Raw genomic sequence first — 26335 nt, forward strand, 5'->3', positions numbered from 1 at the left:
TGCCGAGCCGCTAATTTATTCCGCTATATTTTATTATTATATATTACATCCGACAGTTTCGCAAAGTCAATTATGGAAACATCCTCTGCGCGGGCATTTTCCGCTATTCCCGCCTGCCTTAAAGCATTTTTTGCCTGTTCTTCATTAAACCCAAATACCCTTTTTATGTTATTGCTTAACATTTTTCTTCTCTGTTCAAATCCGCCGCGCGTAAGCTTAAAAAATTCAATTTCATCTTTTACTATAAACGGCACTTTTTTTTCAAAGTTCATCCTTATAAACGCGGAATCCACATCAGGCACGGGGAAAAATGCCTTTCTGCCTATTGTGAAAAGGTATTCACAGTCAGCGTGGTACTGGCAGAACACGGATAAAGACCCGTATGTCTTTGATCCTTCCGGCGCGCAGATACGCTCTGCCACTTCTTTCTGCACCGTAAGATAAATATCTTTAACATTGCTTTTGTTATTGATTACCATTTCTATTATAGGGGTTGTTATATAATAAGGAATATTGCCTATGACCCTTAATTTGCCTGTCCGGGGAAAAAACTTCGTTATATCAGTTTCAAGAATATCCGCGTTTATAATTTCCAGCCATTGCGTGCCTTCAGTGGCTGTTTTTAACTTTACTATCGCCTCTTTATCAAGTTCCACCGCGTATAACTTTTTCACAAGCGGCAGAATCTTTTTGGTAAGATTGCCTGAACCGGGCCCTATTTCAAGGAACGTTTCCGACGGGTCAGGCGCAATGGCTGTTATCATGCGGTCAATTTTTACCGTATCATGAAGAAAATTCTGACCCAGCCCTTTTTTATACCTGAATTTTTTATCCGCCATTTACCTGTTTTTCATCCTGTTTTGCGCTATAACAACCGCGGTCTTAAACGCGGTCAGCATGGATTCCACAGAGGCAATATTTGTGCCCGCTATGTCATATGCTGTGCCGTGGTCGGGCGATGTGCGCACAATTGGAAGCCCCAAAGTTACGTTAACACCTGATTCAAACCCTATTAATTTTAAAGGGATAAGCCCCTGGTCGTGGTACATGCACACGGCAATGTCATGGCTTTGTTTGTGTATTAATTTCCCGAATATGGTATCCGGGGGATATGGCCCCTGCGCGTTAATACCTTTTTTCTGCGCGGCTTTTATGGCAGGGGTTATTATTTTTATTTCTTCATCGCCAAAAGCGCCGGCTTCCCCGCTGTGGGGGTTTAAACCCAAAACCGCTATTCTTGGCGCTTTAATACCAAAGTCATCTTTCATCGCTGTATGCGCAAGTTCTATTTTTTCAAGGACTTTTTTTACCGTCAGCAGCCCTGATACGCTTTTTAAGGAGGTGTGCGTGGTCACAAGCATAACTTTTAACTGCGGGCACATAAGCATCATGCCGAAATTTTTAACGCCGGTCTCTTTAGCAAGTATTTCAGTGTGCCCGGGATACATTATGCCGGCCATGTGCAGCGCGTGCTTGTTAATTGGCGCTGTTACTATCGCATCCACTTCACCTTTAAGCGCGGACTCAATTGCTTTTTTTACGTAATGGTACTGCGCTTTGCCGCCTTTTTTTGTTTCAACGCCAAGCGGCACTTCACCGTATTTTATAAGCTTCATGTCAAAAAGGTTTATAACGCCTTTGGTCATTTTTTCATTAAAAGAGGTGACAGGCCTTATGGAAAGTTTATTGCTTACCCGCCTTTGGGTGTCTATCATAGTGGTCAGGTCGCCAATAACGGTCACAGAAGCATTTTTGTAAATTTCAGGCAATAAAAATAACTTTGCGGTTATTTCCGGCCCTATTCCGGCCGGGTCCCCCATGGTAACGGCTATTCTTAATTTTTGCATTAACACTCCGATTAAATAATTTGAAATAATAAATTAATTTTAATAACCTTAATAAACCGGACAGCGCAGGAGCGCTGTCCCTACAAATACTTTTTCCGCGCAAACCATATTTACATAAACAATTTTATAGAACCAATATAAAAAATCCGTATATTAAATATTATTAAAAAAATACTTTACCGCTTCATTTGTTTCAATATTCATCTGTTCGCCGGTCTTCATATCTTTTACCGCAAGCCTGTCCGCCTGCGCTTCCGTGTCGCCTATTACAATTACGTGTTTTACGCCTTTTGAATCCGCTTCCCTGAACTGCGCCTTAAAACTTTTATCTTCAAATGATATAAGGGCTTTTATGCCGCCCTGCCTTAACATGTTTAACACGTTAAAAGCCATATCCCTGTGTTTCGCGTCATATACAATAAACACGCCAAAAGGCAATGATACCAACCCCTGCTGTGTCTTTAAAACCTCTGCCATGCGCTCCATTCCCATCGCAAATCCCGTGGCAGGGGTGCTTTTTCCGCCGAATTCCGCCACAAGATTATCATAACGCCCGCCCGCAAGAATTGTGTTTTGCTGCGGTCCAAGCAGCTGCGTGGTAAATTCAAATACAGTGCCTGTATAATAATCAAGCCCGCGCACCATTTTAGGGTCTTCTTCAAATTTCACGCAGGAAGCGGTTAATAATCTTTTAACTTCCGCGTAATGAGCCGCGGCCTGCGGTGTAAGGTTGTCGGTTATAAGCGGGGCGTTTTTTGTGGTTTCTTTACATTTTTCATTCTTGCAGTCAAGCACCCGTATAGGCGCGCGTTCTATTTTTTTAAGGCAGTCTTCACAAAGCTGACTTTTGCGTTCTTCAAGATACTTTACAAGATTTTCCCTGTAGTCTTTTTCCGCGCCAAGGTTATTTATAAGCAGTTTACAGTCTTTTATCCCTGTTTCTGTCAATATATCCTGCGCAAGTTTTATCACTTCCGCGTCTTTATAGGGTGATGCTTCGCCAAAACTTTCCGCGCCTATCTGAAAAAACTCCCTGAAACGCCCCTTCTGAGGCCGTTCATACCTGAACATTGGGCCGTAATAGTACAGGTCGCTTTTTACCGGCAGGCTGTTTTCTATATAGGCCCTTACCACAGACGCTGTTCCTTCCGGGCGCAGCACAATGTGCCTGTCGCCTTTATCCTTAAAATCATACATTTCTTTTATAACAATATCCGTGCCTTCGCCTATACCGCGGGCAAAAAGGTTAACGTCCTCAATAACGGGAGTGATGATATTGGTGTATCCGTATAAAGAGAACATTTTACGCGCGGCCGCGTTTATTTTTTCCCATACCGCTGTCTCTTCCCCGAATACATCCTTAACACCGCGAAGGCGGCTGAATTTCATTTTATTCTCCCTTTACTTTGCCAAGAATTTTTATGCCGTCTTCTATTTTCATAATATAGTACTCTTTTACAGGGTCATTATTTGAATCAAAGGAAAATTTTCCGGTGACGCCTTCGTAATTTCTTACCGATCTAAGCATATCCTTAAACGCTTCCCTTGATTCAGCGCCGGATTCCAGTATGGCAGTCATTATCTTAATCATGTCGTACGTGTTAGCTTCAATTACACCCGGCATGGCGGCATATTTTTCCTTAAAATCTGTTATGAATTTCTGAATATTTTCAGACGGCTCATCAGGGAAAAATTCAGAGGTAAAATGGATACCCTGCGAACTTTCCATAAAATTCAAAAGATACGCCGGATTGTCAAAAGTGCCGCAGAAGATAGGCAGGTCAAGGTCGTAATACTTTAGCTGGTCCCTTATAAGGGTTATTTTTCTTTCAGTGGAAGGGACAAAAATGGCTTCAAGCCCCAGGGGGTTTAACTTAGGTTCTTTAAGTTTCCTGTATACAAATTTTATTTCATCAATTGCAGTTTCATCTGATGCCGATATAGCCCTTATGGTTACATCAAAATAAAGGTAGTCTTCATCAGAAAAAGAATAGGAATATTTGGTGTTTCCCTCGCTGTCATAATCAGCTTCTTTCGGTATGAAACTGGCGTATATGGTATTTGACTGCCGCTCTTCTATGATACCCCATACCAGAACATCACTTTTCAGCTGCTGCGCGATGTTAAGGGCAATTTCCCTGTCAACATCTTTAGGTTCCACTCCTATTTCGTTCATCAGCCCGTCTGTCTGTGCCTGCTTGGCCACAAGTACTTTTTCACCCCTTGCCATCGCGTATGACATCTGCTTTGTCATGTCAATATCAAGCCCGTATCTTATGGCATTTTCCCCTTCACAGGAAAATCTTAAAAGGGCAATATTCACCTTAGGAAGGTCTTCTTCTTTTAATACATCGGTTGCCGCCCAGTTACGGTATACTTTCATGTACTCAAAAGCTTTTTCAAGAATCTGTTTACCTGCAGATTCCATTTTATCGTTAATTGACCTTGTCTCTGCCGCGCGCTTTTCCTTAAGAAGCATGGTGTTAATTCCGCCAAGCGGCACAAGGTAGTTAAGAAAATCACTTTTGGAAGGTTCAAAACCCACGCTTCCGGAAAGCGAAGCGCCCTGTAATATTTTTTCCGTAAAAAAATCATTAAGGGATTTCCCCAGCGCGTCATTGGGATATAGCGAAGCTACTTTTCTATATGGAGTGCTGCCTGTTATGTATTTAGCCATCGCGTAAGCGTGGCCTTTTACCGTACCGCAGTTCCTGAAAAAATACGGGCTTGTACCCGTTAAATCAGGCCTGGCCGCAGTTGAAGAAAAGGATATCACATTGTAACTTTCCAGCAGCGGCGCTATTTTTTTAACGTTATTGCTGAAAACCGGCCCGGCAAAAGCTATGACATTATCTTCTTCTATTACTCTGACTATTTTTTTTACAAGGGCTTCGGGGTCCATTGACTCATCCACAAACACAAGTGCAAGTTTTTCTTCATCTTCCTTAATTCCCGCGTTGAATTCCGCGGCTCCCATTTCTATGGCATTTTTAATTGATTCTCCTGCTGCCATGCCTTTTCCGGTCAGGGGAAGTATAACGCCTATCTTTCTTTTATTAACCGGCTTATACAGCACCGCTTTTCTGAATTCATCGGAGACTTCCTGATAGAATTCGCTGTCCCTGTATTCCATTACAAAAGACCTTGCGTGCGTGAAGAAATCAGTGGAATTGCTGTCTTTTATGTCCTGCTTTATTATGTAATAAAGGGCGTATTCATCAATAAGGGCATGATAACGCGCCGCATATATTTTTTTAAGGCCGTCCATATTCTGCGCGGAAATTATTTCTTTAAGCCGTCCCAAAACCGCATCCTTGAATTCCGGAAACTGGTGCCTTTTCTCCGCCAGAACCTTGAATTTTTTCAGCGCTGTTTCAGTGTCTTTTTTTTCAACGCTTATTTCAGACAGGCGCAGAACCGATAAATACCCCCAGATAATATCAGAATAATACTTTTCATTATGCCCAAAATACTTTTCAGCCCCCGGAATGTCACCTTTATTCAGGCAGTACTGCCCCGCCCAGAATGCCCCTTTGGCGCGTTCTGCCGTATTAATACCTTCAGAAGCAAGTTTTTTCCATTCCTTATACTCTTCTTCCGTAATTTCTATTTTCATGCCGGAAAGCGCGGCGTTTGGGTCTTTAACCACAACTTTGGGAGAACAGCCCGGTATACAGCACGCGATAAACGCGGCAATAATAAGAACAGCAATAAGACTTTTAGTTTTCATTTTTCACCCTACTTTAAAAGATTTTCATTAACACGGACTTCATATTTCTTTTTTAATCCTGTTATCACGCCGTTAAACAGTTCTTTCTGCCTGTTATTTTGAACCATCTGAATTATTTTTTCTTTTGAATCATCAAATGATATTTTCTTTTTTTCATTTACCTTGATAAGGTGGTAGCCGTAAATTGTCTTTACAGGGTCTGATACTTCGCCGGGTGACAGCATAAAAGCCGCATATTCAAATTCTTCCACCATCACGCCTTTTCCAAAAAGCGGCAATTTTCCGCCCTGGTCTTTAGTGGTGGCGTCTTCGCTGTATTTTTTTGTAAGTTCGTCAAAACTTTCGCCTGACGCGATCCTTTTACGAAGATTTAATGCAAGGTCCCTGTTTTTTATAAGCATATGCTGCGCGGATAATTCCACAAAATCTTCCTTATTTTTTTCGTAATAATCCCTTGCCTCTTTGTCAGTTATTTTTAACTTTTTTTCCACCATGTCGGTATAATACGCGTGGGAAAGAATTTCATCAAAATCCCATTCATATTTGGCCGCCACTTCGGCTTTTTCCGCGTAACCCAGTTTTCTGGCTTCTATCGCCATAAGTTTTTTGTTTATAACGTATTCCAGAAACTCTTTTTCCTGCTCCGCGGAAAGTTTATATTCATACTTATCCTCATTATATTTTTTCATTATCTTATATTTTTCTTCAGATATTACATAACTGCCAATGGCAGCCACGGTTTTGGCGTCAAGCTTTGCCGCAGATTCTTCCAGCGAAGGCGCCTGTCCGGCCGCGCTTTTTTCCTGCGCAGATACTGCTTTGTATGGCTGGTCATCTTTTATAGCGGAATCAGTGGTACCGCACGATACAAATAAGAGTGACACCGCGCCGATTAAAAAAAATAAATGTTTCATCCTTCACCTCTTTTTATTAAATGCTTTTTATCTGCGCCGCAACGGCGCCGGTTTTACTATCTGTTGTAATACTTTCTGTAATACTGCAGCGGGTTGGGTTCAGTCCCGCATTCCTGCCCTATTTTTATATCAGCTATTTTATCCTGCTGCCTTAAATGCATAAGCCTGGTTATTACTTTATCCCTTAAATCATATGGATTCATGGGGTTGATGTATATTTTTGTGCCGCCTTCAAATCCCGCGGGTGTGTTTATCCTCATCTTTATCAGGATATGCCATGGCACCGTGTCCACGCTGTCCTTGGGCGTGTAATACCATTCTTCGTTTGCCGCGGTCTGATTTGTAAGCGCGGCGTGTACGGCATGCACAATGTCAGAAAAACCTTTAAGTTCATTTTCATCAAGGTCTTTTGGAAAAGGTTTTTCGCCTTTATAAAAAATTGCAATTGTGGGATACCTGTGCCCTATATCCGAAAAAGCAATCGCGTGTTCGTTTTCCGCCACCACAAGGTTGTAATATAGCGCCATATTGGCCGCCATTTCATTATATATATTCGGATTTTTCCTTAACAGGTCGCGTTCGCGTTCCAGCGCCACTCCCCATTCATCAAGCGCCACAAGCTGTTTGTGCAGGTGGTCAAAAGAAGCGCCCGCGGGTTTAAGCCAGTTCTGAAAAACCGCCACGTAGCGCGCGTATTTATTGTGTCTGTAAATGTTCATCATTCCGCTTATCGTAAACTTAAGGTACTGATAGTGCTCTTCGGGGGTAAGTTCGCCGGAACTGCAAAGCTGTGTGTCATACTCCGCGCCTTCAATATGATGCCTGGCGCCTACTATAAGTTCGTGGCCGCCGGCAAAAAACGCGTCCGCAATTTCCATTTTTTCATTGTAGTTAACTTCGTCGGGGTTGCGCCCAAGCAGTTTTAATTTCATATCCACAATATGTGTGACATGCTCCAGCCCTTTTTTATCTTCAAGATATTTCTTTTTTGCGTCTTCCACTTCTTTGGGCATCACATAACCAAAATTCTTTTTCCAGTAATCCATAGTCACTATTTCAAAAAGATTGGGGATACGCCTGAACACCGGTGTCGTCTTATCAAGGTCAGAAGGAAAAACACCTGTCATTATTTCATATTTTTTTCCTTTTTTAACAAGCCTGTCATTTTCAGGCGGAGTATTGATGTATTTTGTTTCACAGAAGTTACAGAAATCTTCTTTATCTTTCTTCTCTATTTTTTTAGCGCTTAAAGGTACGTCGTTGGTTATGGGTTTACTGCCGCGGCCGGGCACGTTCCATACTTCCGTGCCGGTAAAAGGGTTAATCTGTTTTATTGTACCGTCTTTTAAGGTCATAAAAAACTCATTGTATTCCGACATAGTGCACCTGCCTTTTTGCAAATTTTGTTGGTTATTTGACGCAGGAAAACATCAAATATATTACATAAAAAATCAGCTGTATAATATCCGCTTTTTGCCTGCCGTGCTCTTATATTTGATCCAGTTCCGCCTGGCATTTTATAAGCGCATCCGCGGGCAAATAAGCGCCATACAGAGCCGCGGAGATGTATTTCTGCATTATTTCCGAAGCTTTAGGATATCTTGGGTCAACCGGCCTTAAAACCGCTTTTGAAAAAAGAGCCGGAAGCACTGCGTATTCGGGGCGCATTGAAATAATTTCCGCGTCCGAGTATACGTCCGCCCTTGAAGGGGTAATACCGCCGCTTAACGCAAGTTTTTTCTGAACTTTTTTGGATGCAAGATATAAAGCCAGCCTGGAAGCGTTGTCTTTAGATACAGACTTTGCTGCCACTGCCATATGAAGGCCGCCTGCAACAGGTGAACTTTTTCCTTTTATAACAGACGGTACATCATACACTGCTGTCTTTCCCTTAAGAAGCGACACTGAAGAATTATGAAATGAGATATCTGAAGCCCAGCCCCTTACGGCAAAAGCGCCTCCCTGCTGAAAAAATGCCCTTATGTATTCGTCTTTTACAAGTTCGTAATTTTTTGTTGATGAAACTTTGGATTTTATCAACTCACTTAATATCTCAAGCGCTTTTTTATTCTGCGGGGTATTGATTACAAATTTTCCGTTTTGCACTGAGATTCCGCCGCCATTTGACACCGCGGCTTCAATAAAATTACATACAGTCTGCTCCGTTATAGAGCCCTGAAACGCGTAATACGCATTATTTAGAAGAGCCCCTCTTCCCGCACTTTTAATTTTTTTGGAAACGTTTCTGCTGTAGTCCGAAATTTCCTTATACGATGACGGAAGATTTGTAAGCCCGTAAGCCTCTGCAGCGTCTTTGCGGTAAAAAACCACACCCGCGTCCATTGTCAAAGGAAGCGCTATTATAACGCCTTCACGTGTATCCACCGATGAAAACACATTTGGAAAAAATACGGACGTATCAAATTTTGAACTTTGAATATATTTATCAAGCGGTTCAAGCAGACTTGCGGAGGCAAAAGACGGTACCCATACAAGGTCAAATATTACAAAGTCCGGGCTTGACTGTGAATTAAGCGCGCCTGAAATGTTTGATATTGTCTGCGGCGCTGTCCCCTGCAATGAATTCACAACAACTTTTATTCCTGTCTCTTTTGTGAAATCTTTTAATACACCGTCTATGGCGGATGACTGTTCTGCTGAAGCGGACACAGAAACAGCAAGAGGCCTTTTGCAGGAAATTCCCGCAATGCATATAACAACTAATACTGCTGATAAAATAATTTTTTTCATTTTAAAATAATCCTCCGGCTATATGATTTAAATATAAATGTTAAGGTCAACAAACCCGTATAAAAAATCTTCATAGTCCACGTTAACGCCGGACATTGCAGGCGATGGATAAAGCCTTTTATACGCTGCACCCACATTTAATTCAAAAAGCGGCATATCAAAACCGCCGCCCGCGTAATAACCGATGCAGTTTAAGAACGGGTTTCCCTGCTGCCCCGAAGAAATATTGCCGTAGGCACTTCCGTCATTTCTTATAAATTCATATGATATACCGCCGCGAAGCGCCGCCTTTGGAATAGGTTTTACTTCAATACCGCCGCGCACTTCAAAATCCGTAGTTTCGGATTTTAAGGATATACCGCCTTTATAATTTTCAGCTGTGCCGTAACCGTATTCAAATTCCACCGGTACGGTAAGCTGATCAACGGGCGTGAAATTAAGCCCGGTTATCATTGTGTGTTTTTTCGCGATAAGCCTTCCTTCGTCATATATAGAAGATGTCTTGTAGGTGTATATTTCATCGTAGTCATAACCGTATCTTACGCCCGTGGTTAAGAACGTAAAATTATTTCTGATGCCCGTTTCAAATTTTACCTTTCTTCCGTTTCCAAGCCTTACTTTTTCCGTCGCGCTTCTGGTGACGTTCTGGGCGCCGCCGAAAATTAAAACATTAATTTCATCCGTGGTGCTTTCTTTGTATTCAAGGTTCATCGGGGCTTCCATAAAAGCAAAGAATTCATGCTGCCCGTTGCCGGTCATATAATGAAGGTTTCCTTTTACATTGTAGCCTGTTGTTTCAATTATAGTGGACACATCATTTCTTATGCTGTCAAATACCCCCAAAGGGGTAATAAGGTCCTGAAGCCATGTGGGAAGCGTTGAGAAATCAACCGGATTTGACATAGTATGCTTTTTATTATAACTGTAAAGAAGCGATTCCGGCAGGTTTCTTAAATTCCCGTTCATTATGTCTTCAAGGGTTAATGAAGGGCTGTAACTGCCGACAGACGCGGTAATATCAAGTTCATCAGTGGGTACAGCAAGATACGGAAGATAAAGGCCTGCGCTGGCGTTCCAGGTAAGCTCCGTGGAGACCACATTTGTCGCAACTCCATCATCGCTCTGCTGATAAGGTACATATCTGTAACCAGCCCTTCCGGCAATACCAAAAAGAGGTATTGGTTTAAAACCAAACAGATACATTCCGCCGTACATATTGCCGGTATTTGTGTACCATGACTTGGGTATTAAAGAACCGTCAGGCGGGGTCATGGAATCTTTTCTGAATGAATTCATGTAATACGGTTTTATGCTGTTCATGAAAAATTTATTGGGCCAGCCCACTTCACCGAAAGATTCATTTACATCAGCGGCAAAAACTTCTGTTTTGTACTCCGCGCCATCAGGCGCTTTAATTGTATGGTTATACTTTCCAATAAACGGCTGCAGCTGAAAGAAGTGGGAATCCTTGCGGAATAAAAGCCCGGCTTCAATACCGCGCGACGCGCCGTCCATGGCTGTGCTTAAATCCGGATAAACATGCTTGATGCCGCCAAGCGAAGTCATCTTGGCTTTTCCGCCTTTGCTCCACCACTCTTTTGTTTCTTCAGCCCTTTTTATTTCTTCCTTTGTAACTGCCGCGGGTTTTACTGATGTTGTTTCCGTGACAGGAAGCGCAGTTTCCGCTTCGCCTGCAGTCTTTGCGCCCTTGCCAAATAATCTGTTATACTTTTCCCTTATCTTATCAATATTACGCCCGCGCTGCTTTGCAATTTCAAAATATCTGTCCAGATTGGGTTCTTTAAAAGTAGGGTCAATTAATTTCGCCTTATCATACATCTCTTTTGCCTGTTTGTCCTTGCCCATAAGCATATAACAGTTGCCTTTTCCGGCAATCGCCTGCACACTGTCTTTTTCCATAACAAGCACGGTATCATAAAGTATAATTGCGTCCGCATACTTGCCTATTTCAAACATATTTCCTGCCTGGTAAAGGTACTGCGACTGGGCTTTTTCCAGCCCCGGAACAGCAAACAGCACGATTGGCAAAAACACAATTAAAACAAACAATAATAGCTTTTTTGTCATTTTTTTCTCCTTATTTATGTGCCGAAAGGCCCCTTATAATATGGAATACCCGCCTTCCGGATTTATTCTTATACATAATATTATATATAAATTAACACAGGGATATTTTAATGTCAATGTGAACAAATGGGCAAAAAAGGGCAAAAAAACAGATATTTGTTTGGCTTCTAAAGTAATTGATATTTCGGAAGTTTACCGGCTGCTTAATGTCAGATTTACTAAATAAATTTTCTAAAATAAAACACTTCATCTCGGCGCGTCATCTTCCACTATTATATAATGGCCGCTTCCCTGCTTCTTAAGCAGGTATTCTTCTTCGCAGTTGCTGCATGATATTTCTTTCGGATTTTCTTCGGTTTCTATTATCCATTCTTTATATCCACAAGCACATAAAAATAAACTTACAAAATTATTTTCTTCGCGCAGCCGTGCAAAAATTCTTGCTTTTGTATCCATTTTACATCTCCCGTTTAATGCAGTATCCTAACGGTGTAATAGGATATGCAGCCCTTTCACTTATAACTTACACTTTCGCATATATTTTGTCAATTTTTTATTTCATCAAATACGCAAATAACACTTACTATATTCAATTCTGCCGTTTATAAAATTTAAAACCGCACCCTTATAGGATGCAGTTTTTTATGATGATTATAACTGCCGAAAAAAAGAATAAGGTTCCCCTGTTTCAAATTTATCATTTACCACAAGATTAAAGTTATTTTTTTAAATGCCGCACTGCTTGATATATTCCAGCAGCTCCCCTTCTATCTTTGCGAATTTTTTGTTTTTTGCGTCAAAACAAACCATTAAAACATCCGCTTTTAAAACCATATCCCCCTGTCTTTTAACGGCGTATTCAAGGGTAAACGAAACTTTTTTTATTTCCTTTGATATCATTTCAATTTCAAGTTTATCGCCGAACATTATGGGTTTAAGATAATCCACATTTACTTTTGACGGAAAAAATGTAATTCCGGTTTCTTCCACGTGCTTCATAAAATTGCCGTACTTTTCCTGAAACCAGTTCACCCTGCACCATTCCATCCATTCAAGTGGGCGCGCGTAATAGACCTGCCCGGTTACATCCGTGTCGCTAAGGTGCACTTCCTGCGCCATTTTATACATAACTTCTCCCTAATACCTATTTAAAATACTTTTTTTCAAGTTCTTCCGCGGCCTTCATGCCTTTTTCAAGCATGGTCACGGTTTTAGATTTCTTGCTTCCTTCTATATACCCTTCTTTGACAAGTTCCGTAAGAAGTTTGAAAGGGTAATTTTTCTGGCTGTGAATGGTTTTAATACCCCTTTCTTTTTCTTCCCACGACGTAAGTTTCAAAAGCAAAATCGTAAGTTCCCTGATTTCTTTATTCAAAATTTTCCCCTTTTATAACAGCGCTTTAAATACGGCTGTTATTTATTTTTGCATAAGGCTTATAGTCCACGCTTTAATTTCTTCCCAATTTCTGAAGTCCCCGTATTTTTCCAGGCCAAGTATCATTTTTCCCATAAATTTTTCAAACCCGTTGTTGGGTTCTGTGACCACGCCGCCGAACACGGCGGTTGAAACAGGGATAAACCCAATCGCCACCTTTTGCGGATAGCGCTTTGCTTTTTCCCTTGTATATTCCTTCGCGGAAGTAATAGTGGCGCACTGAATGAAAACAGCCGCCTTTGCTTTTGTAAGCGCCGTATAATTATCCGCCACATACTTTGTCATGTCAGGATGAGGCGCGCCGCCGTGAATTGCGGAGCCGAGAATTAAAAGGTCGTATTTGGAGATATCCTCAGCAGCTGCCGAGGCAGGAAGCACTTTTACATTATGTTTAAGGGCTTTTAATTCTTTTGCCATAAATTCAGCCGTTTCCTGCGTTGAACCCATAAAAGAAGCGTAAACAATAAGCACGTTTTTCACGTTTGTATCCTTTGCCTGCGCGCCCGCGGATATCATGATAGCAAGCAGCGCTATGATTATTTTCTTCATATTATTTTCTCCCTAATTCTCTTTTACCAGCCACTCTTCCGCGGTTTCTGATTCTGTAAAAACATGAAAAAGGTTATTATGCATGTTAACCTCTGTAACCATTTCCGCGAACTTTCCTTTTTCTGTATCCTCTTTATCAACCACAACCGCAAGTTTCATCCTGTATGTCATAAATTTGTGCAGAACCATTCCCGCCTGCCCGGATGCAAGTTTTGTGAATTCCGCGGGAAGATTTTCCTTATATAACATCGCCCTGTCAGCGTCTTTTTCATACGCCGCTTCCATGACAAGATTTACGTCTGACTCTTTTTCAATAAGCTTTGAACCCTTAATCCCGCTTACATACCTGATGCCGTTTTTTTCAATAGCCTGCATTTTTAACTTTTATTGAAACCAGTAGCGTATGCCAAGGCCGCCGCTTACATTAGGGTGCATACCCGGAAAAAGAAGGATACCCGGCCTTACTTCAAGAAAGATATCAATAGGGTCTTTCGCAAATTCATACGCAAGCCCTACCGGAACCTGGGCTCCCGCCCACATTCCGCCGTTCCAGAATCCCGCAAAACCGCCGATACCAAAATAAAACGGAAGCCTGCCCTGCTTTACTTTAAATATATCATAATTGTGTATAAGGTACTGCGCGTGCGCGCCCAAGCCGGACGAATAAAAATCCCAGTTAACCATCACGTCAAGCGCCGAATTTCTGTCCATAAACGATTTAAAACTGATGCCCGTAGGCTGGCCCAGCACAACACCAAGCCCAAAGCCCTTTTTTGACGCGTGCGCGCCGATGGCCATCATTAAAACAAATACAAGGGAAAGCATTACAACGGTTAATTTTTTCATTTCTATCCTCCAAAAATTATTTTTCTAGTTATAACATAAGCCGCAAAAAAATGCAAAAAATACGGTTGCTGTATTTTATACACCGTTATTCTCAGTCTAAACGCCCTGTCTGGGGTCAGACCCCAGATAGGGCGTTTAGACCCTTGATTATGCTTTCTATCTTATCCTGTAGATACACATTTATCTGAAGTTCTCTCTTAACAGAAGCAACCCGCCTCTTTACGGAAGATACATCAAGATTATTAAACAAACTCCCAATTTCACCATAAGTTTTCGCCGAGTTAGACCATATAATATATATTGCCGCCGATTTTGCATAGTTATGCTTGCCTTTTTTATGCGTTACTTCTTCAATAGATACATTAAACACCCGCGCGCTTTCGGCAATTACTTTATTATAATCTGTCATTACAGCAGGCCTGCGAAATTTTGTAATCTCCTGTATTTTCCCGCAGGACTCGGCAACCCGGACAGCAAACTCATTTCCACCCATCACAAAACTTTCTAAAAGACCGGTTTCTATCGCTTCAGTCCCCACTTTTTCTGATAAAAACATTTTATACTTTTCTAATGCTTCTTCTCTCTGAGGGCCGTATTTTTTTATCATCCATCCTATTTCTGATAATCCAAACCCTTTCTTTCCGCAATACTCATGATAACTGCTCCATTTATATTCCGAGATTTTTTTACACAATTTTGCTTTAACAGGATTAAGATGAATATACCTGGTAAGTTCAGGTAAAAATGGATGTTTTTCAACCAGCTGGCATCCATATCTGCCCTGAAACAGATGGCCAACCCGTTTATGCCTCCAGTTAAAATAAGTTGAATAGGAAGCATTGATGAACTTCATGATATCCGGAAGGTTGGGTGCGGACGTTTCTAAAAGTAAATGATAATGATTTGGCATAAGTACAAAAGCATATAAAATGAATGAATACTTTTTTTTGGCTTTGCCAACTAAATTAACAAACTTATATCGGTCATCATTATCTCTGAAAATTTCTTTCTTTTCGTTACCCCTTGCATAGGTATGATAACACTCACCCGCAAGCATTATACGCCTTTTTCTTCCCATCTCTAAAACCCCTCTATTTTTAAGCCACTATACAATACTAAATATAAAATTTCAAATTATTTTCATAACCCGGCGCCCTTGCAGATTTTAAACGCCCTGTCTGGGGTCAGACCCCAGACAGGGCGTTTAAAGATTTTGGTTTAATGCCGCGGCGAAAAGTTTCATCTTTTCATTTTCTTCATAACCGTATTCCGGGTTAATTGCCATATAATAGGTTTCGTTTTGCATAAGAGGCTCTGCGGTTATCAAAGCCCGCTTATCAGCGCTTATTTTTTCAAATTCTAAAGTTCCCGGTATCGGCGAATAGTTTGCGGGTTTTATAAGAACTTTATTTGCCGCCACAAATTCCATATCGCGTTTTATTGTTTCTGTATTCTGCCCCGGCAGCCCCGCCAGAATATACGCGCCGATGTCCTTTGATTCAAAACCCGCGCCTTTAAGAATCTTCACTGCTTCTGAAAACTGCCTGTTTGAAACCTTGCCGCCGGAGGCTTTCTGCATAGATATATCAGACGTTTCCAGCGACAGCCTTAAATCCATAAACCCGGTTTTTTTCATAAGCTGCGCGCACTCTTCATCTATATACGCCGCGTGCAGGCCATTGGGGGTGTAAAACTTAAAATCAAAACCCGCCATAATGATGCTTTTTAAAATGTCTTTTATGAAGTAATTTTTATACAAAAGCGCGTCATCATAAACCGCAATATTCTTAATTCCGCGTTTCGCGTAAGTTTCAAGTTCATTAATTATTACCTCTTTGCTTCTCTGCTTAAACCCTGTACTTGTCTCTTTAATGGCGCAGTAGGAGCAGGCAAAAGGGCACCCTTCAGATAATCTTACGGACACGCTGTTTGTATTATTATATAGAGAGTAATCCGGGGCAATATCGGCAAATTCAGCGTCTGTAATGGGCTTTAAATCCATTTTAAGTTCTTTCCCCAGCAGATTAAAATATTCAGCATTCGCGCCGCCCATCCACACACGCGACGCGCCGGAGTGCTTTTCCGCGTGCGCCGCACATAAAGTGGCATAAGTACCGCCAAGTATTATGGGGATTGAAGGAAAAATATCTTTAATTATAGAGATTGCTTTAAACACGCCTTCATACATATACGTCATTGAAGATGTAATCAGAATAATATCCGGTTTTTCTGCTTTGCGCAGTTTTTCCTTAAACAGTTCAACCGGCATGCCATAACGCTTGTATTTTCTTGGCACTGCCTTATATATTTCCGGTTTATCCAGCTCTTCGCTGTAAAACATGCCCCTGCCAAGTTTGTCACTCTTTTTAAACCCTTCCGGCATACCGTCCGCCTGCCTGTCCATGCAGTCAATCAGGGAGACATTGACGCCGGATTGTTTTAAGACAGAACTAATTTTTAAAAGCCCGTAAGGCTTCATCCAAAAATCGTGGCATTTGAAATCATAAACCCAGGGATTTATTAAAAGCGCGTTAATCATCTTACCGGACAGCTAAAAGATGCTTGGAAGTTTGGATGCTTAGATGCTTGGCAGGAATAAAACATACATACATGAACAGCAAACTAAAAATATAACTACCGTAAGGACTTATAGAACTGTTTTTCCGGTTTTCCAAGCCTCCAACCATCTGACCATCCAAGCCTCTATTCATTATCTTTCCATTATTATTTCATTGTGAGTGGTCGCAGAGACAAAGCCTATTTTGGTGTAAGCCTTTAACGCGGCTTCATTGCCCGCTTTAACATTAAGCCCTATATATTCATAATCATCCCACAGGTCGCGCACCAAAGACGCAACTATGGATGACGCATACCCTTTTCCGCGGAATTCCGGCATAGTGGCCACATTTCCTATGGCAGCTATTTTATGTTTATTATCTAAAAAATGAACGCCCGCGGTTGTAATTATGTCGGAATTTTTTCTTATCATATAATACTTCCCCGTTTTCATCATCTCCCTGCTGAAAAACAAACCCGGATTAATTTCCTGCACAAAATCATAAAGCGTTTCAAAATCCCTTTCATTCACTTTATAGGTGTACTGCGGGTATTTGATGCAGTTATTTACAAGCATATCGCCGTTTATACCCATAGTGTGCTGGGCTTTTTTTGACGTTACTTTATACTTTTTTTCAAGCGGCGCTTCAATGCCGGGAGTGATATGGGAATAAAGTTTATCCGGAAGAGTATCTATAACCGCTTCAAGTATCTCTGACGCGTTATTTTTATTTTTTTCCTCAAGCAGATAAAACGCGCTTTGCTCTTTTCCTTTATATATAAGGGAGACGGCCTTAATTTCATCGCCGTCATAAGAGGCGTGCCAGATGGTGTTTGGATACAGGTGCGGTTCCATATACATAAACTTGTAAAGGTGCACATATGGCGACTTTAATAAAAACTCCGCTATTTTCTCTTTATCTGTTATCTGCTTTACCATAATTATCTCCTCAATTATTCTGCCGTTAAATTATACAACAAAAAAGCCCTGTGCCTCTCCTGTTTTTTCAGCAAGAGGCACAGGGCCGGGACCTTGTTTTATTCTTCTATTTCATAAAACATATTGTCATGTTTAAACAGCACTTTATTGCCAAGGCTTAGGATTTCGCTTATCTCCGCGGAAACCCCGGAGAGTTTAAAGTACTCTTTACTTAAATACTTTATTCTCTTTACTGTATCCTTTGACTTATTATATTCCGTATCCGTGTACCTGCCGTTATTATCCAGCACAAACGCCCTTCCGCCTGCGTTTACAACAGCCGCGCTTATCTGCCTGTTCATCTCTTCGGCTTCAGATGAATCCATGCCCGCAGCCGATGGCATCATGGACGCCGGGGCTGCAGCTTCTGCTTTTTTTGCCATCGATATACTCTTAGAACGCTGCACCGCAAAACTTCCCGTCTTTGCCTCTGCCAGGTCCTGCATTACGGAATCCGCGCTGCGCCCGCCTAACGCCCTATCTTTTAATGATTCATCTGTGATAAGAAAGGAAGTGTACGGCGTGACTATCCCGTACTTTATGCCAAGCTTAATTATCTCCTTTTCAATTTCTTTGTTTCTGCCCCTTAAATTTATTTCATCCATAAGATAAGTAACTTTTTTGGAAGCCCAAAGCTTCATAACAGACTCATCCCTGCCGTCATCGGAAAAATCCACGGGGAATCTGAATTCTTTTCTGCTGCCGGAAGTCTCTCCGCTTACCTTTACCTGCGTCATTCCATTTCCCTTAAACCTGCCGGTAACGGTAATCTGAGAGCCGGCAAACATATCAGGTATCTTTTTCGGGTACATGTCATATACCCCCGCGCTGCCGTCAAAACTTAAAGTAATTCCCGCAAGCGCCGGGCTTGCAATTCTTGAAGCAAGTGAGGAGACGCTTTCTTCAATTGAATCAGAAGGGTTAATTACGTATTCACAGTCACCGCCGTTATCCGCGCTCATTTTATCCAGAAGCCCTGTGTTTACGTCTTCGCCCACTCCAAAGACAAATATTCTGGCGTCCGCCCTGTTAGCGTGTGAAGTATTCTTTAAAATATTCATTATGTCCGTTTCACCCACTGTGGGAAGCCCGTCCGTTAGAAAAACAATTACCGGCAGCCTGCCCTTTTCTTTTTTCAACATTGACAGCGCTTCTGTCATCGCGGAATTTATATCCGTCCCGCCTTCAGCCGAAATTGCCCTGATAAAGTTTTTTGCTTTTCCGCTTTCCTGATAGGAAAAATTCTTCAGCCTGCCTGACATCGCGTCAACAGAAGATGAAAAAGCGATGATACCGAACCTGTCCCCTCCCTTTAACGTGTTCACGCAGAACTGCAGCGCGTCCTTTGCCTTTTCAATTTTATCGCCCTGCATGCTGCCCGATTTATCAAGGACAAAAACAAAATCCTTTGGCATGTATTTTTCCCTGCTGTCATCAATTGACGGGGAAAGCAGCAGCGTAAAATATCCGTCTTCGTTGTGATTGACGTGCGTAATAATAGAGGCCGCCACTTCGCCTATTACAGGGCTGTAATAAAAAACAAAAGGCTTGTCGGGATTGTAATTGCGCGCGTTAAAAGACGCCCTTACAAAATTATTTTCTCTGATTTCAGTATTGATGCTGTGTCCGGATGAGTAAACATTTTTAATGCCATTTGAATCTTCCACGTTTACTTTAATATTAACTTCACCCACATACCCCGTGTCTGACTTAGCGGAGGATAAAGGATAAACCAGCTTTACCTTTCCGTTGACTGTTTTTAACTGCTGGGTGTATTTAAGTACAAGCGAAACTTCTCCGCGCGCGGGAATAGGGTACACCCTCTGCCGCAGCATCCTTGTGCCGGCAAATTCTAACAGCGCCGGGTCTTTCATTCTTCTTACTATTTCTTCATAAATTGCCCTTGCCTTGTCAGCTTCCAGAATTTCCGCCTTCATCTCCTTGCCGTTTACTATCATCGTGAAAGATGTCACTGCAGCGTCTTCATAAAGCGGAAACCAATAGTCGCCTTCCAGAACCGTACTGTTGGGATTGTAAAACAGGGCATTTACAGTGATATCAGCCACCTGATTTTTGATGCTGATGTTGACGTCGTGCTTTCTGGTCTCTATGGGCAAAACGCGCCCTTCGTGCGGAAACACCGCAATCCTGCATGCAAGTACCTGTACTGCCGATAAAACGATGAAAAGTAAGGCTAAAAACAGATTTTTTTGTTTCTTCATGTCCCTTCCTCCTTTAGGTTTTTGAAAGCTTAACCGCCTTCACCTATCAGGAAACCAAAGGAGTAAAAAAGTTCCATAAAAAATAAAAAAAGCCCGAGACTTTACGGCCCTGGACTTTTGAGTACTTACAAAACTTTATATATTATTGTTGAACAAACTTTTGTATTCTGTAATTACTAGAATCCGCCACATATATATTACCCGCGGAACCTACTGCCACTCCGACAGGACCATTAAACTGTCCATCTCCGCTTCCATAACCCCCCCAATTTGTTACAAACACACCTTCTGATGTGAACTTTTTTATCCTGTTATTACCAACATCCGTAACATAAACATTACCGTAAGAATCTACTGCCACTTCGTTAGGTTCATGAAACTGTATATTTCCGGTTCCATAACTTCCCCATTTTGTTACAAATACTCCTTCTGATGTGAATTTTTGAATTCTGTAATTATCATTATCCACCACATAAACATTACCTGCAGAATCTACTGCAATTCCCATAGGAGCTTTGAACTCCCCATCTCCGGTTCCTAAACTTCCCCATTTTGTTATAAATGTTCCTTCTGATGTGAATTTTTGTATCCTGTGATTACCATACTCCGACACATAAACATTTCCTGCAGAATCTACTGCCACTCTCATAGGATTATTAAACTCCCCATCTCCGGTTCCGCCACTTCCCCATTTTGTTATAAACACACCTGATGATGTAAATTTTTGTATCCTGTTATTCCAACTGTCCACCACATAAACATTATCCACAGAATCTACTGCCAGTCCCATAGAGGCATCAAACTGTCCGTCCGCAGTTCCTTCACTTCCCCATTTTTTTACAAACACTCCTGCTGATGTGAATTTTTGTATATTGTAATTTTCATAATCCGACACATATACATTTCCAGCAGAATCCACTGCCACTCCGGCAGGATAATAAAACTGCCCGTCTCCGGTTCCATAACTCCCCCATTTTGTCACAAACGTCACTGCCAATTTATCCGGCGCTACCGGTGAGCTTGTTTCTTTACAGCTTATTAACGCCACACATAACATAACTGAAATAACTATTATTTTTTTGATATTATTACCTCCCATTAACATTTAAACCTAAACTGTATAATAATTCCCTTCTATTTTAAAACTTATCTTAATTTTATACCTTTTATATATTTAGTCAATAAGCTATAAACAATAGGTTTCACAGTGTGCGACAATTACTCCCTTATAAACTCCACAGGTTTGGAGGAGATGGGGATTACGGCGATGCTGTAAGGGGATGTTATTACCTGCGCGGTAATCGCGCCTTTTGCCGGCGCGGTTTAGGAGTAGAACATTACTATTTTTGTCTCCTGCTATTAAAAATCAATACCTTATTGTTGAGCAAACTTTTGTATCCTGTTATTTCCACCATCCACCACATAAACATTTCCCGCTGAATCTATTGCTACCCCGCAAGGATCATTAAATTGCCCGTTTCCATTTCCATAACTTCCCCATTTTATTACAAACACTCCTTCTGATGTAAATTTTTGTATCCTACAATTATCCTTATCTGCCACATAAACATTTCCCGCAGAATCTACTGCAACTCCGTGAGGTTCATCAAACTGCCCGTCTCCGGTTCCAAAACTTCCCCATTTTGCCACGAACACACCTTCTGATGTGAATTTTTGTATTCTGTTATTATCAAAATCCGACACATAAATATTACCTGTAGAATCTACTGCCACTCCGTAAGGAGAATAAAATTGTCCGTCTGAATTTCCTTCACTTCCCCATTTTTTTATAAACATACCTGCTGATGTAAATTTTTGTATCCTATGATTATTACTATCCGTCACATAAACATTTCCTGCAGAATCTACTGCTATTCCGCGAGGACCATCAAACTTCCCATCTGCCGTTCCTTCGCTTCCCCATGTTGTTATAAACACCCCTGCCGATGTAAATTTTTGTATCCTGTCATTAGCCGCATCCGACACATAAACATTACCTGTGGAATCTACCGCTACGTCATAAGGATTATAAAAATACCCATCCGAAGTCCCATAACTTCCCCATTTTGTCATAAACACACCTGCTGATGTATATTTTTTTATCCTGTTATTGCCACTATCTGTAACATAAACATTACCTGTGGAATCTACCGCCACTCTGGAAGGATAATAAAACTGCCCGTCTTCTGTCCCATAACCGCCCCATTTTGTTACAAACACCACTGACATTGTCGCAGTTTGAGTCGCTTGTGCAGTTGCTGTCTGTTGAGCTATTGCCGTAGCTGTCTGCTGCGCACTAATACCGGCAGTTCCCAGAGCTATTGCTGTTTGTGTTATTTGTGCCTCTGATATTTGTGTATCTGTCGAAAAAATAACCGGGTCTTCCACGGGTACCGGCGAGATATGCCTGTTACACCCAATTAACGCCATGCATAACATAACTGAAAGAACTATTATTTTTTTCATATTGTTACCTCCACTTAATATTCAGCCTTGCGTAGTTTTATAATTATAAAAATTCTATTGTTCAACAAACTTTTGTATTCTGTCATTATACATGTCCGTCACATAAATATTACCCGTGGTATCCACTGCTATTCCGTCAGGACCATCAAACTGCCCGTCAGCGGTTCCTTCACTCCCCCATTTTGTTATAAACACACCTGTTGATGTGAGTTTTTGTATCCTGCTATTAGTACTATCCACCACATAAATATTACTGGCAGAATCTACTTCCACTCCGCAAGGATCATTAAACTGCCCATCTGCCGTTCCTTCACTCCCCCATTTTGCCACAAATACACCTGTTGATGTAAACTTATGTATTCTGTCATTATTTTCATCCGCCACATAAATATTATCTGCGGAATCTATTGCAATTCCATAAGGATAACCAAACTGCCCATCTTCAGTTCCCTGACTCCCCCATTTTGTTATGAACACACCTTCTGATGAAAACTTTTGTATTCTGCGATTACCGCTATCCGACACATAAACATTACCTGTGGAATCTATTGCCACATCGCTGGGATTCCAAAACTTCCCGTCTTCAGTTCCAAAACTTCCCCATTTTGTTATAAACACCCCTGCCGATGTAAATTTTTGTATTCTGGCATTGCCATATTCTGTAACATAAATATTACCTGTGGAATCTACCGCAATTCCACAAGGATAACTTAACTGCCCATCTTCAGTCCCTTGATTTCCCCATTTTGTTACAAACACTCCTTCTGATGTAAACTTTTGTATTCTGTTATTATCTTGATCCACCACATAAACATCACCTGCAGCAGATGCTGCAATTCCGCTGGGATAACTAAACTGACCATCTCCGGTTCCATAGTTCCCCCACTTTGCCGCAAACGTCACTATCGGATTAATCTCAGGATTATCCGCCGCTGCCGGTAAGCTTGCTTTTTTACAGCTGATTAACACCACACATAACATAACTGAAATAACTATTATTTTTTTCATATTATCACCTCTATTTAGCATTCAATCACACTTCGTTTTGTAATTATATAAATCCTATTGTGGAGCAAACTTTTGAATTCTGCTATTGTAGGTGTCCGCTACGTAAATATTACCTGTTAAATCCACTGCTATTCCAAAAGGATTATGAAACTCCCCGTCTCCGCCTCCACAACCACCCCATATTGTTATAAGCACTCCTGCCGATGTAAACTTTTTTATCCTTTCATTATACTGATCCACCACATATACATTATCTGAAGAATCTACTGCCACCCCGTAAGGATTATAAAACTGGCCTTCTCCATATCCAAAACCACCCCATTTTGTTAAAAATACTCCTGCTGATGTGAATTTTTGTATCCTGCTATTATCTTCATCCGCCACATATACATTACCCGCAGAATCTGCTGCTACTCCGGTAGGACCCCAAAACTGTCCATCTCCAGTTCCACGGCTTCCCCATTTTGTTATAAACACTCCTTCTGATGTGAATTTTTGTATTCTATAATTATCTGAATCCGTCACATATATATTACCCGCAGAATCTGCCGCTACTCCCCAGGGATAATTAAACTGCCCGTCTGCGTTTCCGGAACTTCCCCATTTTGTTATAAATACTCCTGCTGATGTGAATTTTTGTATTCTATGATTAAGCCTATCCGCAATATATACATTATCTGCAGAATCTATTGCAACTCCGTCAGGGCTACTAAACTGCCCATCTGCGTTTCCTTCACTTCCCCATTTTGTTAAAAACACTCCTGCTGATGTGAATTTTTGTATCCTACAATTACCTGAATCCGTAACATATATATTACCCGTAGAATCCGCTGCTACTCCGCGAGGATAATTAAACTGTTTATCGCTTCCTCCTATAATATACAAAGGCATAACTATTCTTGGTGTAAGTGTCGGATTTATTATTTGATCTTCCCCTGCTGCCGGTGAATTCATCTTTACACAACCTATTAATGCCAAATATAGCACAAACGATATAAATAATATTTTTTTGATATTATTACCTCCCATTAACATTTAAACCTAAAGTGCATAATAATTCCCTTCTATTTTGAAACTTATACTAATTTTATGCTTTTTATATATTAAGTCAATACGCTATAAACAATAAGTTTCATAGCGTGCGACAATTATTCCCTTATAAACTCCACAGGTTTGGAGGAGATGGGGATTACGGCGATGCTGTAAGGGGATGTTATCATCTGCGCGGTAATTGCGCCTTTTTCCGGCGCGGTTTCAGAGTACAGAATCACAATCTTTGTTTCCTGTATGGATATGCTTTTAATTTTCGCGGAGTATCCTGCCGTGGGTTTTTCGCCGGAATTTACCAGCACCACCATCTGCCTTGAAAAATCCACTTTGCCCAGCCACGGGTTGTCCGCAATTATCCCGGGCGCCAGATTCCATATCATTTTATTTTTAAAAACCACTTTCATTCCCGCTGCCATACCTGAATTTGTGCCTGAAAAAACTTCTTTGCTGAACGGGTTTATCTCCTGTTCCTGCAGCTGTACAGAAGCTGCGGATGCCGGAGCAATTTCATCCGCCGTATCATACGCGGGCGCGGCAGCGCTTTTTGACGCCATTCCTGCGGCAGGCGCGGCCTCTGCTTTAGTCATATTTGCCCTTGACGGCGCGGCGCTTTTCTTTTTAGCGTATGTAATTGCGGCAGGCGCTTCTGATTTTAACGGCGCAAGGTCAGCCATATTTATTCCCTGTTTTACACTTTTTAATTCCTCTGTGTCTTTTGCCCTCTCTGCAACGACAGGCTTTTGAACACTTTCCGCTTCCAGCCACTCTTTATCCGCTTTTATGGTTTTTGTATCGTATATCTGCCTTACTAAAACGCCGACAATAAGCATTGCCGCAACAGTACCTGAAACTTTCATAAAAACAGGCCAGCTGAATTTATTTTTTGCTTTTTTACTGTCAGCTTCATCAAGCCTTTTGCTTAAGGTTGCCAGAAAATTAACAGGAAGGTCTTCAGCGCGGCCGCTTTTGGCATACTGAACCGCGTTCTTCAGCGCATCCAGCTGGTGCCTGCACTCTTTGCATGTTTTTAAATGCGCAAGAAAATCTTTCAGCTGCTCTCCCTTTAACGTTCCGTCAATATAATCTGATATTAAGCCGTAAGCTTTTTTATGCTCCATTTTATCCACCCTGCATCTTTATGAATTTTTGTTTAAACGCTTCCCTTGCCCTTGCTATTCTTGATTTCACGGTCCCTGTATTAAGCCCGGTCATCGCGGCAATTTCATCGTAGCTTTTTTCTTCCATATCCCTTAACACTATCATTTCCCGCGCGTCCGGATTTAAAAGCGCCAACACCGCGTATATTTCATCATTCTTCTGCCTGTCTTCCAGAACTTTATCAGCGGGCGGGTCTGAAGACGCATACTGTTTTTTCATTTCACCATCATCACTTTCATAATTGTCATCAAGCGAATCGTGTTTTGTAAAAAACCTGCGAATTTCGTATCTTACCGTATTTTTCCACGCGTTCACGGCTATTCGCCTTACCCACGCGGAAAACGGGCTGTCTTCACGGAAGCTGCCTATGCTTTTATATGCGTTAACAAACGCGTCCTGCGCTATGTCCTGCGCTTTGTGGCGGTCACCGCATAACCGCAGCGCAAGGTTATATATTTCTTTCGCGCATGAAGCCGCAAGCGCTTCAAAAGCCCTTCTGTCGCCGTCTTTGGCAAGCTTTACAAGCTGTTTTTCTTCCAAGTTTCACCTTTAATGACACCAAATTTTAAAATATGTTCCATATGTAAATATAGCGGATTAAGTTATAGGCAATTAAGCTATAGCGAAACATAAAACATAGCGGATTAAGCTATAGCGAAAACATAGCACCGTAGCGATTTAAGCTATAAGCTATAGCGAAACATAAAACATAGCGGATTAAGCAATTAAGCTATAG

General features: G+C 41.4%; 25 protein-coding genes. 1 reads left to right on the forward strand and 24 read right to left on the reverse strand.

The features are described 5' to 3' along the window. Positions 1 to 23: 23 nt before the first annotated feature. The 8 genes from rsmA to CVV21_08510 all read right to left on the reverse strand — a co-directional run bounded on the left by rsmA (position 24) and on the right by CVV21_08510 (position 11330). On the reverse strand, positions 24 to 839 hold the full coding sequence (rsmA, locus tag CVV21_08475; GenBank protein ID PKL91239.1) for a ribosomal RNA small subunit methyltransferase A: 816 nt from the start codon (positions 837 to 839) through the stop codon (positions 24 to 26). Beyond that, positions 840 to 1847: a 4-hydroxythreonine-4-phosphate dehydrogenase PdxA gene (pdxA, locus tag CVV21_08480; GenBank protein ID PKL91240.1), complete on the reverse strand. Its 1008-nt coding sequence runs from the start codon at positions 1845 to 1847 to the stop codon at positions 840 to 842. It lies immediately after the preceding gene. 153 nt (positions 1848 to 2000) lie between these two features. Beyond that, positions 2001 to 3236, reverse strand: coding sequence for a histidine--tRNA ligase (locus CVV21_08485; GenBank protein ID PKL91241.1), 1236 nt, complete (start codon positions 3234 to 3236; stop codon positions 2001 to 2003). A gap of 1 nt (position 3237) precedes the next feature. Continuing rightward, on the reverse strand, positions 3238 to 5577 hold the full coding sequence (locus tag CVV21_08490) for a hypothetical protein (GenBank protein ID PKL91242.1): 2340 nt from the start codon (positions 5575 to 5577) through the stop codon (positions 3238 to 3240). 8 nt (positions 5578 to 5585) lie between these two features. Beyond that, positions 5586 to 6491, reverse strand: coding sequence for a hypothetical protein (locus tag CVV21_08495; GenBank protein ID PKL91243.1), 906 nt, complete (start codon positions 6489 to 6491; stop codon positions 5586 to 5588). Between the two features lie 56 nt (positions 6492 to 6547). Beyond that, on the reverse strand, positions 6548 to 7870 hold the full coding sequence (locus CVV21_08500; protein ID PKL91244.1) for a DUF4921 domain-containing protein: 1323 nt from the start codon (positions 7868 to 7870) through the stop codon (positions 6548 to 6550). A 109-nt stretch (positions 7871 to 7979) separates the two neighbouring features. Then, the gene (locus tag CVV21_08505) at positions 7980 to 9242 is read right to left on the reverse strand and encodes a hypothetical protein (protein PKL91245.1); all 1263 of its coding nucleotides are present in this window, start codon (positions 9240 to 9242) and stop codon (positions 7980 to 7982) included. Between the two features lie 27 nt (positions 9243 to 9269). Beyond that, positions 9270 to 11330 (reverse strand): hypothetical protein, encoded by a 2061-nt coding sequence (locus tag CVV21_08510; protein ID PKL91246.1) that lies wholly within the window; start codon positions 11328 to 11330, stop codon positions 9270 to 9272. 40 nt (positions 11331 to 11370) lie between these two features. Here CVV21_08510 and CVV21_08515 point away from each other — a divergent pair, with 40 nt between their 5' ends. After that, a complete protein-coding gene (locus CVV21_08515) occupies positions 11371 to 11556 on the forward strand; it encodes a hypothetical protein (GenBank protein PKL91247.1) in 186 nt (61 codons plus the stop codon). A 20-nt stretch (positions 11557 to 11576) separates the two neighbouring features. On the opposite strand, the gene CVV21_08520 is transcribed toward CVV21_08515, so the two are convergent. The 16 genes from CVV21_08520 to CVV21_08595 form a co-directional block, all read right to left on the reverse strand. Beyond that, positions 11577 to 11786 carry a hypothetical protein gene (locus tag CVV21_08520; protein PKL91248.1) on the reverse strand — a complete coding sequence of 70 codons (210 nt, stop codon included), beginning with the start codon at positions 11784 to 11786 and terminating at the stop codon, positions 11577 to 11579. 270 nt (positions 11787 to 12056) lie between these two features. Further along, positions 12057 to 12458 carry a hypothetical protein gene (locus CVV21_08525; protein ID PKL91249.1) on the reverse strand — a complete coding sequence of 134 codons (402 nt, stop codon included), beginning with the start codon at positions 12456 to 12458 and terminating at the stop codon, positions 12057 to 12059. Between the two features lie 16 nt (positions 12459 to 12474). After that, positions 12475 to 12705, reverse strand: a complete 231-nt coding sequence (locus tag CVV21_08530; protein PKL91250.1) for a transposase — start codon at positions 12703 to 12705, stop codon at positions 12475 to 12477. A gap of 42 nt (positions 12706 to 12747) precedes the next feature. After that, the gene (locus CVV21_08535) at positions 12748 to 13314 is read right to left on the reverse strand and encodes a hypothetical protein (GenBank protein PKL91251.1); all 567 of its coding nucleotides are present in this window, start codon (positions 13312 to 13314) and stop codon (positions 12748 to 12750) included. 12 nt (positions 13315 to 13326) lie between these two features. Then, positions 13327 to 13689 (reverse strand): hypothetical protein, encoded by a 363-nt coding sequence (locus CVV21_08540; GenBank protein ID PKL91252.1) that lies wholly within the window; start codon positions 13687 to 13689, stop codon positions 13327 to 13329. A gap of 9 nt (positions 13690 to 13698) precedes the next feature. Continuing rightward, complete coding sequence (locus CVV21_08545) at positions 13699 to 14160, reverse strand: hypothetical protein (GenBank protein ID PKL91253.1); 462 nt, start codon at positions 14158 to 14160, stop codon at positions 13699 to 13701. Between the two features lie 115 nt (positions 14161 to 14275). Next, a complete protein-coding gene (locus CVV21_08550) occupies positions 14276 to 15238 on the reverse strand; it encodes a hypothetical protein (GenBank protein PKL91254.1) in 963 nt (320 codons plus the stop codon). A gap of 126 nt (positions 15239 to 15364) precedes the next feature. Then, entirely contained in the window at positions 15365 to 16699 is a 1335-nt protein-coding gene (locus CVV21_08555; GenBank protein PKL91255.1) for a B12-binding domain-containing radical SAM protein, read from the reverse strand. Positions 16700 to 16870: 171 nt separating this feature from the next. Then, a complete protein-coding gene (locus CVV21_08560) occupies positions 16871 to 17656 on the reverse strand; it encodes a hypothetical protein (protein ID PKL91256.1) in 786 nt (261 codons plus the stop codon). 98 nt (positions 17657 to 17754) lie between these two features. Continuing rightward, positions 17755 to 19917 carry a hypothetical protein gene (locus CVV21_08565; GenBank protein PKL91257.1) on the reverse strand — a complete coding sequence of 721 codons (2163 nt, stop codon included), beginning with the start codon at positions 19915 to 19917 and terminating at the stop codon, positions 17755 to 17757. Between the two features lie 142 nt (positions 19918 to 20059). Continuing rightward, positions 20060 to 21022: a 6-bladed beta-propeller gene (locus tag CVV21_08570; GenBank protein ID PKL91258.1), complete on the reverse strand. Its 963-nt coding sequence runs from the start codon at positions 21020 to 21022 to the stop codon at positions 20060 to 20062. A gap of 269 nt (positions 21023 to 21291) precedes the next feature. After that, positions 21292 to 22146, reverse strand: a complete 855-nt coding sequence (locus tag CVV21_08575) for a 6-bladed beta-propeller (protein ID PKL91400.1) — start codon at positions 22144 to 22146, stop codon at positions 21292 to 21294. Positions 22147 to 22437: 291 nt separating this feature from the next. Beyond that, the gene (locus CVV21_08580) at positions 22438 to 23412 is read right to left on the reverse strand and encodes a 6-bladed beta-propeller (protein ID PKL91259.1); all 975 of its coding nucleotides are present in this window, start codon (positions 23410 to 23412) and stop codon (positions 22438 to 22440) included. Positions 23413 to 23445: 33 nt separating this feature from the next. Then, complete coding sequence (locus CVV21_08585; GenBank protein PKL91401.1) at positions 23446 to 24345, reverse strand: 6-bladed beta-propeller; 900 nt, start codon at positions 24343 to 24345, stop codon at positions 23446 to 23448. 194 nt (positions 24346 to 24539) lie between these two features. Continuing rightward, positions 24540 to 25559, reverse strand: coding sequence for a hypothetical protein (locus tag CVV21_08590; protein PKL91260.1), 1020 nt, complete (start codon positions 25557 to 25559; stop codon positions 24540 to 24542). A 1-nt stretch (position 25560) separates the two neighbouring features. Then, positions 25561 to 26139 (reverse strand): RNA polymerase subunit sigma-24, encoded by a 579-nt coding sequence (locus CVV21_08595; GenBank protein PKL91261.1) that lies wholly within the window; start codon positions 26137 to 26139, stop codon positions 25561 to 25563. Positions 26140 to 26335: the final 196 nt, after the last annotated feature.

This window comes from Candidatus Goldiibacteriota bacterium HGW-Goldbacteria-1 (assembly GCA_002839855.1).
GTDB lineage: Bacteria > Oederibacteriota > PGYV01 > PGYV01 > PGYV01 > PGYV01.

Bases quoted from the DNA above. Each gene is read 5' to 3' on its own strand.
- rsmA (PKL91239.1), bottom strand. From the start codon at position 839: ATGGCGGATAAAAAATTCAGGTATAAAAAAGGGCTGGGTCAGAATTTT.
- pdxA (PKL91240.1), bottom strand. From the start codon at position 1,847: ATGCAAAAATTAAGAATAGCCGTTACCATGGGGGACCCGGCCGGAATA.
- CVV21_08485 (PKL91241.1), bottom strand. From the start codon at position 3,236: ATGAAATTCAGCCGCCTTCGCGGTGTTAAGGATGTATTCGGGGAAGAG.
- CVV21_08490 (PKL91242.1), bottom strand. From the start codon at position 5,577: ATGAAAACTAAAAGTCTTATTGCTGTTCTTATTATTGCCGCGTTTATC.
- CVV21_08495 (PKL91243.1), bottom strand. From the start codon at position 6,491: ATGAAACATTTATTTTTTTTAATCGGCGCGGTGTCACTCTTATTTGTA.
- CVV21_08500 (PKL91244.1), bottom strand. From the start codon at position 7,870: ATGTCGGAATACAATGAGTTTTTTATGACCTTAAAAGACGGTACAATA.
- CVV21_08505 (PKL91245.1), bottom strand. From the start codon at position 9,242: ATGAAAAAAATTATTTTATCAGCAGTATTAGTTGTTATATGCATTGCG.
- CVV21_08510 (PKL91246.1), bottom strand. From the start codon at position 11,330: ATGACAAAAAAGCTATTATTGTTTGTTTTAATTGTGTTTTTGCCAATC.
- CVV21_08515 (PKL91247.1), top strand. From the start codon at position 11,371: ATGGAATACCCGCCTTCCGGATTTATTCTTATACATAATATTATATAT.
- CVV21_08520 (PKL91248.1), bottom strand. From the start codon at position 11,786: ATGGATACAAAAGCAAGAATTTTTGCACGGCTGCGCGAAGAAAATAAT.
- CVV21_08525 (PKL91249.1), bottom strand. From the start codon at position 12,458: ATGTATAAAATGGCGCAGGAAGTGCACCTTAGCGACACGGATGTAACC.
- CVV21_08535 (PKL91251.1), bottom strand. From the start codon at position 13,314: ATGAAGAAAATAATCATAGCGCTGCTTGCTATCATGATATCCGCGGGC.
- CVV21_08540 (PKL91252.1), bottom strand. From the start codon at position 13,689: ATGCAGGCTATTGAAAAAAACGGCATCAGGTATGTAAGCGGGATTAAG.
- CVV21_08545 (PKL91253.1), bottom strand. From the start codon at position 14,160: ATGAAAAAATTAACCGTTGTAATGCTTTCCCTTGTATTTGTTTTAATG.
- CVV21_08550 (PKL91254.1), bottom strand. From the start codon at position 15,238: ATGGGAAGAAAAAGGCGTATAATGCTTGCGGGTGAGTGTTATCATACC.
- CVV21_08555 (PKL91255.1), bottom strand. From the start codon at position 16,699: ATGATTAACGCGCTTTTAATAAATCCCTGGGTTTATGATTTCAAATGC.
- CVV21_08560 (PKL91256.1), bottom strand. From the start codon at position 17,656: ATGGTAAAGCAGATAACAGATAAAGAGAAAATAGCGGAGTTTTTATTA.
- CVV21_08565 (PKL91257.1), bottom strand. From the start codon at position 19,917: ATGAAGAAACAAAAAAATCTGTTTTTAGCCTTACTTTTCATCGTTTTA.
- CVV21_08570 (PKL91258.1), bottom strand. From the start codon at position 21,022: ATGTTAATGGGAGGTAATAATATCAAAAAAATAATAGTTATTTCAGTT.
- CVV21_08575 (PKL91400.1), bottom strand. From the start codon at position 22,146: ATGTCAGTGGTGTTTGTAACAAAATGGGGCGGTTATGGGACAGAAGAC.
- CVV21_08580 (PKL91259.1), bottom strand. From the start codon at position 23,412: ATGCTAAATAGAGGTGATAATATGAAAAAAATAATAGTTATTTCAGTT.
- CVV21_08585 (PKL91401.1), bottom strand. From the start codon at position 24,345: ATGAATTCACCGGCAGCAGGGGAAGATCAAATAATAAATCCGACACTT.
- CVV21_08590 (PKL91260.1), bottom strand. From the start codon at position 25,559: ATGGAGCATAAAAAAGCTTACGGCTTAATATCAGATTATATTGACGGA.